This is a genomic window from Leifsonia sp. NPDC058194, from assembly GCF_042883605.1.
GTDB lineage: Bacteria > Actinomycetota > Actinomycetes > Actinomycetales > Microbacteriaceae > Leifsonia.
Map to the genome: position 1 here is coordinate 112540 of NZ_JBHVVL010000003.1, position 11777 is coordinate 124316.

General features: G+C 67.4%; 14 protein-coding genes. 1 reads left to right on the forward strand and 13 read right to left on the reverse strand.

Annotated elements, in window-relative coordinates:
• Window positions 1-189: 189 nt before the first annotated feature.
• The 13 genes from ACFVU2_RS12685 to ACFVU2_RS12745 form a co-directional block, all read right to left on the reverse strand.
• The gene (locus ACFVU2_RS12685; RefSeq protein WP_387874705.1) at window positions 190-1005 is read right to left on the reverse strand and encodes a YaaA family protein; all 816 of its coding nucleotides are present in this window, start codon (window positions 1003-1005) and stop codon (window positions 190-192) included.
• Between the two features lies 1 nt (window position 1006).
• Window positions 1007-1564 carry an AAA family ATPase gene (locus ACFVU2_RS12690; RefSeq protein ID WP_387874708.1) on the reverse strand — a complete coding sequence of 186 codons (558 nt, stop codon included), beginning with the start codon at window positions 1562-1564 and terminating at the stop codon, window positions 1007-1009.
• Window position 1565: 1 nt separating this feature from the next.
• Window positions 1566-1826 (reverse strand): F0F1 ATP synthase subunit epsilon, encoded by a 261-nt coding sequence (locus ACFVU2_RS12695; protein WP_387874711.1) that lies wholly within the window; start codon window positions 1824-1826, stop codon window positions 1566-1568.
• Between the two features lie 2 nt (window positions 1827-1828).
• Complete coding sequence (gene atpD, locus ACFVU2_RS12700; protein ID WP_387874713.1) at window positions 1829-3292, reverse strand: F0F1 ATP synthase subunit beta; 1464 nt, start codon at window positions 3290-3292, stop codon at window positions 1829-1831.
• Window positions 3293-3332: 40 nt separating this feature from the next.
• Window positions 3333-4232, reverse strand: a complete 900-nt coding sequence (locus ACFVU2_RS12705) for a F0F1 ATP synthase subunit gamma (RefSeq protein ID WP_387874714.1) — start codon at window positions 4230-4232, stop codon at window positions 3333-3335.
• Between the two features lie 33 nt (window positions 4233-4265).
• Window positions 4266-5903, reverse strand: coding sequence for a F0F1 ATP synthase subunit alpha (gene atpA, locus ACFVU2_RS12710; protein ID WP_387874716.1), 1638 nt, complete (start codon window positions 5901-5903; stop codon window positions 4266-4268).
• A gap of 38 nt (window positions 5904-5941) precedes the next feature.
• On the reverse strand, window positions 5942-6733 hold the full coding sequence (locus ACFVU2_RS12715) for a F0F1 ATP synthase subunit delta (RefSeq protein ID WP_387874719.1): 792 nt from the start codon (window positions 6731-6733) through the stop codon (window positions 5942-5944).
• The gene (locus tag ACFVU2_RS12720; RefSeq protein ID WP_387874720.1) at window positions 6733-7287 is read right to left on the reverse strand and encodes a F0F1 ATP synthase subunit B; all 555 of its coding nucleotides are present in this window, start codon (window positions 7285-7287) and stop codon (window positions 6733-6735) included. The genes ACFVU2_RS12715 and ACFVU2_RS12720 overlap by 1 nt, the downstream gene beginning before the upstream one ends.
• 32 nt (window positions 7288-7319) lie before the next feature.
• Window positions 7320-7541, reverse strand: coding sequence for an ATP synthase F0 subunit C (gene atpE / locus ACFVU2_RS12725; protein ID WP_018190348.1), 222 nt, complete (start codon window positions 7539-7541; stop codon window positions 7320-7322).
• Window positions 7542-7592: 51 nt separating this feature from the next.
• Window positions 7593-8390: a F0F1 ATP synthase subunit A gene (gene atpB / locus ACFVU2_RS12730; protein WP_025157034.1), complete on the reverse strand. Its 798-nt coding sequence runs from the start codon at window positions 8388-8390 to the stop codon at window positions 7593-7595.
• Window positions 8391-8563: 173 nt separating this feature from the next.
• Window positions 8564-9058, reverse strand: a complete 495-nt coding sequence (locus ACFVU2_RS12735; RefSeq protein WP_387874723.1) for a hypothetical protein — start codon at window positions 9056-9058, stop codon at window positions 8564-8566.
• Window positions 9055-10323 (reverse strand): MraY family glycosyltransferase, encoded by a 1269-nt coding sequence (locus ACFVU2_RS12740; RefSeq protein ID WP_387874726.1) that lies wholly within the window; start codon window positions 10321-10323, stop codon window positions 9055-9057. The genes ACFVU2_RS12735 and ACFVU2_RS12740 overlap by 4 nt, the downstream gene beginning before the upstream one ends.
• A 4-nt stretch (window positions 10324-10327) precedes the next feature.
• Window positions 10328-11080, reverse strand: a complete 753-nt coding sequence (locus ACFVU2_RS12745) for an L-threonylcarbamoyladenylate synthase (protein WP_387874729.1) — start codon at window positions 11078-11080, stop codon at window positions 10328-10330.
• A gap of 64 nt (window positions 11081-11144) precedes the next feature.
• Between ACFVU2_RS12745 and ACFVU2_RS12750 the strand changes: the two genes are divergently transcribed.
• Entirely contained in the window at window positions 11145-11777 is a 633-nt protein-coding gene (locus ACFVU2_RS12750) for an HAD family hydrolase (protein ID WP_387874732.1), read from the forward strand.

Sequence of the window (11777 nt, forward strand, 5' to 3'; positions counted from 1 at the left end):
GACATCGACGTGGGATGACACGTCGAGAGCTTCGTCGGCCCGACTACTCTGCGAGTCGCGCTGACACCCCCGCGGCGTCCCGCTGCTCGGATCGAAGATCCTCGTTCTCGCTTGGTGTGAGTTTATCTCACTTTTGCGCGATTGCAAGAGGCAAATCGCGGAAGAGTTCACCGGCGAGTGGTTGACCGTTCAGGCGGCGGTGCGCAGGACCGCCATCAGCTTGCCGGGAGGGCCGGCCACCTCGGGGACGATCAGTTCGAGGTCGCCCGAGCCGTCCGCCGCGGTACGCAGCTCGTATCGCTCCGACACCGCCCAGTCCAGCAGCTCCTGCGTGGTGGCGAAGTCGATGCCCGCCTCCAGCACCGCACGCGTCAGCAGTCCCTTGGCCTGCTTGTTGAAGTGGTTCAGGGCGCGGACGTTCCCCGTCGCGTCGCGCGCGAGCACCCGGACGTAGTGTGCGCCGTCCCGCTGCGGCAGCGGACCGAGCGCTGCATACCCCTCGGAGCGCAGGTCGAGGATGAGCCCGCCGTGCTCGCGCAACGCGGCACCGGAGGCCGGTGCCCAGCGCTTCTTGAGGGAGGGCACTCCGCGCTCGAGCGAGAGTCGGGAGTCGAAGGAGAGCCGATAGGCCGGGATGAGGTCGGCCGCGCCGACGAGGCCGAGCAGCGCGGACTTCACGGCGACCGTCGACGCTGCGAATCGGCGTGCATCGGACGACAGGGTCTCCGGCGCGAGGGCGTCGTACAGCACACCGGTGTACCGATCCAGCGCAGGCATCGTCGGCGACGTGAGGATCGCGCGATTGCGGTCCACCTCGCCTGCCTGCTTGGGCCCGAGCTTCAGCGCTCGGACGGCCGTGTCCCGATCGGCCGACAGCCGGAGCACCGCGTCGATGACGTCACGGCGCACGGGAATGAGCGACGGGAAGCTCAGAGCGGCGAGGTCGAGGGGTGCTCCCTCTCCCCCGTCCCTCTTCGTCTCGGAGGGCGGGAGAAGGATGAGCACGCTAGCGCCCGACGAAGGCGACCGCCGCCTCGACGTTCTGACCCAGCGGGAGGGAGGTGTCCAAGGTGATCCGCGGAAGCGCCGCACCGGCGCCCTTCCATTCGGAGTACTCCTCGATGCTCTGCTCGACCGCGTGGCCGGAGATGGGCACCTCGCGCTTGCCGAGGCGATCGCGATGCATCTCCTCGTCGGCGCAGACGGTCTCGACGACATGGAGCGCGACACCGCAGCGCTCGGCCAGGTCGCGCCACTGCAGCCGAGCCGGCTCGACGGCGTTGACGGCGTCCACCACGACCGACCGCCCGGAGACGAGCACCTGCTCCGCCATCGTCTCGCCGACGAGATAGGCCGCGAGCCCGGTGGGCTGGTCGGAGTCGATCCCGGCACGCAGGATGGACGCCTCGATCGGGTCGACCGAGATCAGCGTGGCGCCGATGCGGCTCGCGACGACCTCCCCGATGGTGGATTTGCCGGACCCGGGCAGCCCCGCCATCACCACCAGCACGGGGACGCGGACGTCACCGAACTGGCGGTCGAGGGGGGCTGCCTGGTCGGACATGTCAGACCAGCTCGGCCCGACGGGCCACGACGGTGACCGTGTTGTTCTCGACGGAGAGGAAGCCGTCGTCGGCCTGCGCCGAGATCGACTCCCCGCCGTTCAGGGTCACGCGCACCTCGCCGGAGGCGAGGATGGCGAGCAGCGGCTCGTGGCCGGGCAGGATACCGATCTGCCCTTCCACGGTCCGAGCGACGACCATGCTCGCCTCGCCCGACCACACTTCGTGGTCGGCGGCGACGACGCTGACGTTGAGGACAGCCATGATCAGCCGTTCTCCTTCTGGATCTGAGCCCACTTCTCCTCGACGTCGGAGATGGCTCCGACGTTGAAGAACGCCTGCTCGGCGACGTGGTCGAACTCGCCCTTGGAGATCGCGTCGAACGACTCGATGGTCTCCTTCAGCGGCACGGTCGAACCCTCGACACCGGTGAACTTCTTCGCCATGTAGGTGTTCTGCGAGAGGAACTGCTGGATGCGGCGCGCACGCGACACCGTGATCTTGTCCTCTTCGGAGAGCTCGTCGACACCGAGGATGGCGATGATCTCCTGCAGTTCCTTGTTCTTCTGGAGGATCTGCTTGACCGTGGTGGCCACGCGGTAGTGGTCGGCGCCCAAGTAGCGGGGGTCGAGGATGCGCGAGGTCGAGGTCAGCGGGTCGACGGCCGGGTAGAGACCCTTCGAGGCGATCTCTCGCGAGAGCTCGGTGGTCGCGTCCAGGTGGGCGAAGGTGGTCGCCGGCGCCGGGTCGGTGTAGTCGTCCGCGGGGACGTAGATCGCCTGCAGCGAGGTGATCGAGTGACCACGGGTCGAGGTGATGCGCTCCTGGAGGAGGCCCATCTCGTCGGCGAGGTTCGGCTGGTAACCCACGGCGGAGGGCATGCGACCCAGCAGGGTCGAGACCTCGGAGCCGGCCTGGGTGAAGCGGAAGATGTTGTCGATGAAGAGCAGCACGTCCTGCTTCTGCACATCGCGGAAGTACTCCGCCATGGTCAGGGCCGACAGGGCGACGCGCAGACGCGTTCCCGGCGGCTCGTCCATCTGGCCGAAGACGAGGGCCGTCTTGTCGAAGACGCCCGCCTCCTCCATCTCGTGGATGAGGTCGTTGCCCTCACGGGTGCGCTCGCCGACACCGGCGAACACCGACACACCACCGTGGTCCTGCGCGACGCGCTGGATCATCTCCTGGATGAGGACCGTCTTGCCGACGCCCGCACCTCCGAAGAGTCCGATCTTTCCACCCTGCACGTACGGGGTGAGCAGGTCGATGACCTTGATGCCGGTCTCGAAAAGCTGGGTCTTCGACTCCAGCTGGTCGAACGCCGGCGGCTGGCGGTGGATCGGCCAGCGCTCGGTGATCTCGATCGTCTCGCCCGGCTCGGCGTTGAGGATCTGGCCGGTGACGTCGAACACCTTGCCCTTGGTCACGTCGCCGACGGGCACCGAGATCGGCGCGCCGGTGTCGCGGACCTCGCCGCCGCGGACGAGGCCGTCCGTCGGCTTGAGGGCGATGGCACGGACGAGGTCGTCGCCGAGGTGCTGCGCGACCTCGAGCGTGATCTCGGTCGACTGCTCACCGATGGTGATCGTGGTCTTCAGAGCGTTGTAGATGCCCGGGATCGAGTCGTGCGGGAACTCGATGTCGACGACCGGACCGGTGACGCGGGCGATGCGTCCCACGCCGGCCGGCTGCGCGGTCGAAGCCTGGGCTTCGGCGGTAGCGGTAGTCATGATTCGTTCTCTTCTCGTTGTGAAACTTCTCGGCCGGGTGTCACTTGGCGCCGCTCAGCGCGTCCGCGCCGCCGACGATCTCGGAGATCTGCTGGGTGATCTCGGCCTGACGGGCGTTGTTCGCGAGTCGCGTGTAGTCGGTGATGAGCTTGTCGGCGTTGTCGCTCGCCGCCTTCATCGCCTTCTGCGTAGCGGCGTGCTTGGAAGCCGCCGACTGGAGCATGGCGTTGAAGATGCGGCTCTCGATGTACACCGGGAGCAGCGAATCCAGCACCGTGCCGACGTCGGGCTCGAACTCGTAGAGCGGCAGGACCTGCGTGCGGTCCGGCTCCTCCACTCCCTCGACGACCTCCAGCGGGAGGAGGCGCACGACCTGCGGCTCCTGGGTCAGCATGCTGATGAAACGGTTGTAGATGACGTGGATCTCGTCCACCCCACCGTCCGCCGAGTCACGCAGGAAGGACTCCAGGATCGCGTCGCTGACCTCTTTGGCCTGCTCGAACTCCGGGGCGTCCGTGTTTCCGGTCCAGACCCGCTCGAACGCGCGGCGACGGAAGCTGAAGTAGCCCTGCGCCTTGCGCCCGACGAGGAAGTAGACGACGTCCTTGCCCTGGCTGCGGAGCAGCTCGGCGAGCTTCTCCGACTCTTTGAGCACGTTCGAGTTGAACGCGCCCGCGAGTCCACGGTCCGACGAGAAGATGACGATCGCTGCGCGATCGATCCGCTCCGGCTCGGTGGTCAGCACGTGCTCGACGTTCGAGTAGGTCGCCACCGCCGACACCGCGCGCGTGATCGCGCGGGCGTACGGCGAGGAGGCGGCCACTCGCGCCTGTGCCTTCTGGATGCGTGAGGCGGAGATCAGCTCCATCGCACGGGTGATCTTCTTGGTCGTCTGGGCAGATTTGATCTTCTGCCGGTAGACCCGAAGCTGTGCTCCCATGTGTCTCCTAAGTACCTAACTGATCGCGGTGGATCAGCGCTTCGCCTTGACGATGCGCTCCTGGTCGACGTCCTCTTCCGCGATGGCCTCGAACTCCTCGCGGCCGACCGAGGCGAGCGGCTTGCCCTCGCCGGTCTGGAACTCGAGCTTGAACTTGTCGACCTCGGCGCCGAGCTTCTCGACCGTGCCGTCGTCGAGCACGTTGCTCTCGCGCAGGGTGTCGAGGATGTCGGTGTTGCGGCGCAGGTGGTCGAGCAGCTCGGCCTCGAAGCGCAGCACGTCCTCGACGGCGACCTCGTCCAGCTTGCCGTTCGTGCCGGCCCAGATCGAGACGACCTGCTCCTCCACGGGGTACGGCGAGTACTGCGGCTGCTTGAGCAGCTCGGTCAGGCGGGCGCCACGGGCGAGCTGGCGGCGGCTGGCCGCGTCGAGGTCGGACGCGAACATCGCGAACGCCTCGAGCGAGCGGTACTGGGCGAGCTCGAGCTTGAGCGTGCCGGAGACCTTCTTGATCGACTTGACCTGCGCGTCGCCGCCGACTCGGGAGACCGAGATACCGACGTCCACGGCGGGACGCTGGTTGGCGTTGAAGAGGTCGGACTGCAGGAAGATCTGGCCGTCGGTGATCGAGATCACGTTGGTCGGGATGTAGGCGGAGACGTCGTTCGCCTTGGTCTCGATGATCGGCAGGCCGGTCATCGAGCCGGCGCCCAGCTCGTCGGAGAGCTTGGCGCAACGCTCCAGCAGACGGGAGTGCAGGTAGAAGACGTCACCCGGGTAGGCCTCGCGTCCCGGCGGACGACGCAGGAGGAGCGACACGGCGCGGTAGGCCTCGGCCTGCTTCGACAGGTCGTCGAAGATGATCAGGACGTGCTTGCCGCCGTACATCCAGTGCTGACCGATGGCCGAGCCGGTGTAGGGGGCGAGGTACTTGAAGCCGGCCGGGTCGGAGGCCGGAGCCGCGACGATGGTGGTGTACTCCATCGCACCGGCGTCCTCGAGCGCGCCCTTCACCGAGGCGATGGTCGAGCCCTTCTGGCCGATCGCGACGTAGATGCAGCGGACCTGCTTGTTGACGTCGCCGGACTCCCAGTTGGCCTTCTGGTTAATGATCGTGTCGATCGCGATGGCCGTCTTACCGGTCTGGCGGTCGCCGATGATCAGCTGGCGCTGGCCGCGGCCGACGGGGATCATGGCGTCGATCGCCTTGATACCGGTCTGCAGGGGCTCGTGCACCGACTTGCGCTGCATGACGCCGGGGGCCTGGAGCTCGAGCTCGCGGCGGCCCTCCGACGCAACCTCGCCGAGGCCGTCGATCGGGTTGCCGAGCGGGTCGACCACGCGGCCGAGGTAGCCGTCGCCGACCGGGACGGAGAGGACCTCGCCGGTGCGGGTCACCTCCATGCCCTCGACGATCCCGTCGAACTCGCCGAGCACGACGACGCCGATCTCGTTCTCGTCGAGGTTCTGGGCGAGGCCCAGCGTCCCGTTCGCGAAGCGGATGAGCTCGTTCGCCATCACGCCGGGGAGACCCTCGACGTGCGCGATGCCGTCGGACGCGTCCAGGACGTGTCCGACCTCGGTGGTGCCTGCCTGCGCCGGCTCGTAGTTCGAGACGAACTCCTTGAGCGCATCCCGGATCTCGTCGGGGCTGATCTTGATGTCTGCCATCGTTAGTTCCCTACCTGGGTTTCTCGTATAGAGGGCGGTCAGCCCGCCAGCTGAAGTCGAAGTTCGGAGAGGCGCGAGGCGATGCTGCCGTCGATGACGTCGTCGCCGATCTGCACGCGCAGCCCTCCGATGATCGTCGGGTCGACGACCTGGTTGAGCTTGAGGTCGCCGTACCTCGCCGAGAGGCTCGCGCGCAGGCGCTCGACCTGCGCGTCGGGCAGCGGAGCCGCGGTCACGACCGTGGCGATCTTCTGCCCGTCCTGGGCCGCGACAGTCCGTGCCGCCGAACGCAGCGACTCGCGGATGCTGCGGCCGCGGGGCTGCAGTACCAGCTGGCGCACGATGGCGACGGTCTGGGCGGACGCCTTGCCGTCGAGCAGACGGGAGACGAGGTCCGCCTTCGCGTCGGGCTCGGCGAGCTTGCTCCGCAGCGCGAGCTCGAGCTGCGCGTCGGAGGTCACGGCTCCTCCGAACGCGAGCAGCTCGGCCGCGATGTCGAGATTGCGCGGTGCCGAGGCGGCGATGGAGCGGATGCCGAGCTCCTCGATCGCGTCGAGCAGGTCGTTCTGACCGGACCAGCGCCCGGAGGCGACGGAGACCAGCAGCTCGACCGCCGGAGCGGAGAGGGAGGCGAACACGCGCGTGACGAGCGCGGTCTTGCCTGCGGCGTCGGCCGAGGGGTCGCTGAGGACCGCTCGGAGCTGGGCGGAGTCGGCGACGACTCGTCCTGCGGCGAACAGGTCCTCGGCCGTCGCCAGATCGGCCTTGGATCCCAGGCCGGCGAGAGCCGACACGGACCGGGCCAATGCTTCTCTGGTGGCGCTTCCCATTACTTGCTCGACCCTGCCTTCTCGCCGGCTTCGAGGTCCGCCAGGAAGCGGTCGACGATGGCCTGAGACTTCTTGTCGTCGGTGAGCGCCTCGCCGACCACGCCGGAGGCGAGGTCGATCGCGAGCGAGCCGACCTCGGTGCGGAGCGAGACGAGAGCACCCTGGCGCTCGGCCTCGATCTGCGCCTGCGCGGTGGCGGTGACGCGGGCGGCTTCCGCCGTCGCCGTGTCCTTGGCCTCGGCGACGATGTTCTGTCCGTCCGTACGGGCGGTCTCGCGGATCTTCGCGGCCTCGGCACGGGCGTCGGCGAGCTGCGCGGTGTACTCCTCGAGCAGCGCCTCCGCCTTGTGCTGAGCCTCGTCGGCCTTCGCGATGTTGCCCTCGATCGCCTCAGCACGCTCATCGAGCATCTTCTTCATGCGAGGAAGAACGAGCTTCCAGAAGAAGAACAGGATGATGATGAAGCAGATCAGCGAGCCGATGATGTCGGGCCACGCGGGGATCAGCGGATTGTGCTGTTCCTCGGCGGCCACCACGACCACACTGTTGAGCATCTTTCCTCCTTATTGACGAGGGATAAAGAGGATTACTGGAAGATGAAGTAGGTCGCGATACCGATGAAGGCGAGCGCCTCGGTGAACGCGATACCGATGTACATCAGGACCTGGAGGCGGCCGGCCAGCTCAGGCTGACGGGCGACGCCCTCGATGGTCTTGCCGACGACGATACCCACGCCGATGGCCGGGCCGATGGCCGCGAGGCCGTAACCGACGGTGGCGATGTTGCCGTTGATTGCAGCGATGTCCACGTTATGTGTTTCCTTCCGTGATGGCGATCCGTGCGGGTGCGCGGATCGTTCTTAGTGTTCCTCGGCGACTGCGAGCTGAATGTAGACAGCGGTGAGCAGTGCGAAGACGTAGGCCTGCAGGACTGCGACCAGGATCTCGAACAAGGTGAAGACGAAGCCGAAGGCGAAGGTGCCGACGCCGAAGAGCGACCACCAGCTGCCTGCGGTGAAGAAGAAGAACGAGGTCGCCGTGAAGAACAGGACCAGCAGAAGGTGACCGACCACCATGTTCATCAGGAGTCGGAGCGTGAGCGTCACCGGGCGCAGGATGAAGGTCGAGACGAACTCGATCGGCGTCACGATGATGTAGAGGAACCACGGCACGCCGGGCGGGAAGAGCGCGTTCTTGAAGAAGTTCTTCGGGCTCTTCTTGACGCCGGCGTAGATGAACGCGATGTACGCGACGATCGCCAGTAGCAGGGGCAGCGCGATGACCGAGGTGCCCGCGATGTTGAGGAACGGGATGATGCCCGTGAGGTTGAAGAAGAGCACCATGAAGAAGATGGTGGTCAGCAGCGGCAGGAACCGGCGGCCGTCCTTCTTGCCCAGCAGGTCTTCGGCGACGTTGACTCGAACGAAGTCGAGCCCCATCTCCACGACGGACTGGAAGCGCCCGGGGATGAGTTTCATCTTCCGCGTACCGAGCCAGAAGACCAGGATCAGTGCGAGGAGGGCGATGAGCCGAACCACGATGATGCGGTTGAACTCGAGACCGCCGATGGTGAACAGGGTCGGTGGGAAGAACTCGTTGATCGAGGGACCGGTGAAGCTACCATCATCGGAGCTTGCGGCCTGGACCAGCAGGTTCACAGCGTTAGCTAACAGCGCTATCTCCTGTTTCGGGGCGTCGAGCTGAAAGCCCTCGCGACGACGAACAAGTGGACACCCGAAGAAATGCGCCAGTGGAGCAGGTGAGCGCGTACGGGTGGGGGATCACTGACAACTCTACAAGAGTTTTCGCAGCGTAACGAATCGGATACGGCTCAGCGCTTCTCCCCCGGCAGCGTCACGTCGCTGACGTACGGCACCCGGGAGCGGAACACCACGATCATGTCGACCACGAGAGACCCGATCACCCCGGCGATCAGGCTCAGGAACAGCACCGTCGGGTTGATCCAGGGCTGATCGCGCAGGAGGATCGCGAGCACCAGGAAGAGCACGAACTTGACGATCCAGCCGCCGAGGACGATGCCGAAGAACAGGCCGACGAAGAGGTCGGAGCCGATGAAGCGGTTGGCGACCAGGATGCTCAAGGCGGTGATGCTGAGGAAGACGGCGGCGATGACCGTCCCGATCAGGGCGCTCGTCACGCCGATCCAGCCGGCGAAGACCCCGCCGAGCAGCGCACCGACGACGGCGATGGCCAGGGCGAGGATGAGGCCGTACTTGAGGACGTCCTTGAGGACGGGCGTCGAGGTCGGCTGCGCGGGCGGGCCGGTCGGCCGCGGCGCGGGGGCGCCGCTCTGGGGGGCGGTCATCGGGACTCCTCACGAGTGGGGGTTGACGAGCCGACGGCGGGCGTCGGATCGGAGTAGGGGTGCCGCTCGCTGGCGGCGTCGAGCTGGTCGAAGCGGGCCGTCTCGGCCGCCTCCTCGGTGCCCGCGGGAGCGAGCTCCGCCGCCGCCTCGGTCAGCTTGCGGCGGCTGAGCGGAGCGAGGGTGAACACGGCGCAGACGACGAGACCGATGGCGAGGAACACGATCGCCATCCAGTACGGGTCGAAGAAGAACAGCAGGGACCCGATCGAGACCACCGCGGTCCACGCGTAGAAGATCAGCACGGCGTGGAGGTGCGTGTGACCCATGTCGAGCAGGCGGTGGTGGAGGTGCTTGCGGTCGGCGCTGAACGGCGACTTGCCCGCCCTCAGCCGGCGGATGACCGCGAGGCCGAAGTCGAGCAGCGGAACGATGAGCACGGCGAACGGCAGGATGATCGGGATGAACGCCGGCACGAGGGACGACTTGCCGAGGGTCTGCAGCGTCTCGGGGTTGATCGTCCCGGTGACCGAGATGGCCGAGGTGGCCATCAGCAGGCCGATCAGGAGCGCTCCGGCGTCGCCCATGAACATCTTCGCGGGGTGCCAGTTGAGCGGCAGGAAGCCGGCGCACGCGCCGACCAGGATCGCCGCGATGACGCCGGCCAGGCTGAAGTAGTTCTGCGGGCTGATCTCGCGCTGCAGCAGATACGTGTAGATGAGGAACGTGCCGTTGGCGATGAGGGCGACGCCCGCGACCAGGCCGTCGAGCCCGTCGATGAAGTTGATCGCGTTCATCACCAGGACGATCGCGAACAGCGTGATGACGATGCTCATGATCGGCGAGCCGACCGTGAGGCCGCCGATCGGCAGGGAGAGGATCTGCACGCCGCCGAGCCAGCCGATCAGGCCCGCCGCGACGAACTGCCCGGCCAGCTTGGTCATCCAGTCGAGGTCCCAGATGTCGTCCGCGACGCCGATGACGACGATGAGGAGGCTGCCGCCCAGGATGGCGAGGATCGGCCCGCTGTCCGAGAAGATCAGGGACAGCACGCCGAACTGGCTCGAGAGCAGCCACGACACCGCGAACGCCACCAGGATGCCGAGGAACATCGCGATCCCGCCCAGGCGCGGCGTCGGCCGCGTGTGCACATCCCGTTCACGGATCTTGGGGTAGAGCCGGTACTTGAGGCTCAGCTTGTAGACCACGAGGGACATCCCGAAGGTGATGACCGCCGAGATCAGGGCGAGCGCGAGGAGGAGGATCACGGCGTCAGCTGTCCGTGGGAGCGGACGCCGGAGCGTCGTCCGTCTCGTGCGCGTCGTCCGTCTCGTGCGCGTCGTCCGTCTCGAGCGCGTCGCCGACGACCTCGCGCAACTGGTCGGCCGAGATCACGCCGTGACGCAGGATGCGCAGCTTGCCGGCGCCCGAGGCCAGGGCGGTGGCGTCGACGATGGTCGACGAGGAGTCCTTGCCCTCCACACGCTCGTACGAGGCGCCGGCCTCTCCCCCGTCGAGGTAAACGGCGATCGAGTCGCCGAGCATGCCCTCGGCCTCCGCCGCGGTGCGGGCGGCGGGGCGGCCGGTGAGATTGGCGGACGAGACGGCGAGCGGGCCGGTCTCCGACAGCAGTTCGAGGGCGATCGTGTCCTGCGGCATGCGCAGCGCCACGGTGCCGCGCGTCTCGCCCAGATCCCAGACGAGGGACGGAGCGGCGGGCAGCACGATCGTGAGGCCGCCCGGCCAGAACGCCCTCACGAGCGCGTCGACCTCGGGAGGCACGGACTCGGCCAGCGCGGCGAGCGTCGGGATGCCCGGCACGAGGACGGGCGGCGGCGACTGCCGCCCGCGCCCCTTGGCGTCGAGGAGCCGCTGCACCGCGGCGGGCGAGAAGGCGTCCGCCGCGACCCCGTAGACGGTGTCCGTGGGGATGACGACGAGTTCGCCGCGTCCGATGGCCGAACGGGCCAGACGCATGCCGGAGAGGAGCTCGGAGTCGACCGAGCAGTCGTAGATGGGTGCCATGACGGCACCCATGATAGTTGAGCCGCTGCAAGGTTCCCTGCGATCACGGTCGATACTGGTACGGATGGACGTCTACTTCTTCGACTGCGACAAGACGCTCTACGACTACGACTTCCACGCGCGGCTGCCTCGGCTGGCCGAGCTGAGCGGCGTGAGTCAGTATCGATTGGCCTCCACCTGGTGGGCGGGAGGGCACGAGCGCGCCGCGGAGATCGGCGAGTACGCCACCAGCGACGAGTACCTCGAGGCCTTCGCCGACGTCACCGGGGCCCGCCTCACCCTCGCCCAGTGGCAGGACGCCCGCAAGGCCGCGATGACGCCCATCCCCGGGTCCATCGCCGCCCTCCACGAGGCCGCGACGCTCGGGACGGTGTCGCTGCTGTCGAACAACCCCATCCCGTTCAAGGACTCGCTGCCGGTGCTCACGCCCGAGATCGTCGACGTGCTGCAGAGCAACGATCTCGTCTCCGCCGTGCTCGGCGCGCGGAAGCCGGAGCGGCGCATCTACACCCGCGCGCTCGGCCGGTTCGGGGTCGCGCCGCACGACGCGATCCTGTTCGACGACTCCCTGCCGAATGTCGAGGGCGCCCGCGAGGCCGGCATGCACGCCCACCACTTCGTCAAGAAGGACGACGGCACCTTCGACACGGACGGACTCGTGGCCGCGATCCACGCGTTCGCCGAGCGGGAGCGCTGA

Coding starts and splice junctions, on each gene's coding strand:
- ACFVU2_RS12690 (WP_387874708.1), bottom strand. CDS start 1,564: ATGTCCGACCAGGCAGCCCCCCTCGACCGCCAGTTCGGTGACGTCCGC.
- ACFVU2_RS12695 (WP_387874711.1), bottom strand. CDS start 1,826: ATGGCTGTCCTCAACGTCAGCGTCGTCGCCGCCGACCACGAAGTGTGG.
- atpD (WP_387874713.1), bottom strand. CDS start 3,292: ATGACTACCGCTACCGCCGAAGCCCAGGCTTCGACCGCGCAGCCGGCC.
- ACFVU2_RS12705 (WP_387874714.1), bottom strand. CDS start 4,232: ATGGGAGCACAGCTTCGGGTCTACCGGCAGAAGATCAAATCTGCCCAG.
- atpA (WP_387874716.1), bottom strand. CDS start 5,903: ATGGCAGACATCAAGATCAGCCCCGACGAGATCCGGGATGCGCTCAAG.
- ACFVU2_RS12715 (WP_387874719.1), bottom strand. CDS start 6,733: ATGGGAAGCGCCACCAGAGAAGCATTGGCCCGGTCCGTGTCGGCTCTC.
- ACFVU2_RS12720 (WP_387874720.1), bottom strand. CDS start 7,287: ATGCTCAACAGTGTGGTCGTGGTGGCCGCCGAGGAACAGCACAATCCG.
- ACFVU2_RS12735 (WP_387874723.1), bottom strand. CDS start 9,058: ATGACCGCCCCCCAGAGCGGCGCCCCCGCGCCGCGGCCGACCGGCCCG.
- ACFVU2_RS12745 (WP_387874729.1), bottom strand. CDS start 11,080: ATGGCACCCATCTACGACTGCTCGGTCGACTCCGAGCTCCTCTCCGGC.
- ACFVU2_RS12750 (WP_387874732.1), top strand. CDS start 11,145: ATGGACGTCTACTTCTTCGACTGCGACAAGACGCTCTACGACTACGAC.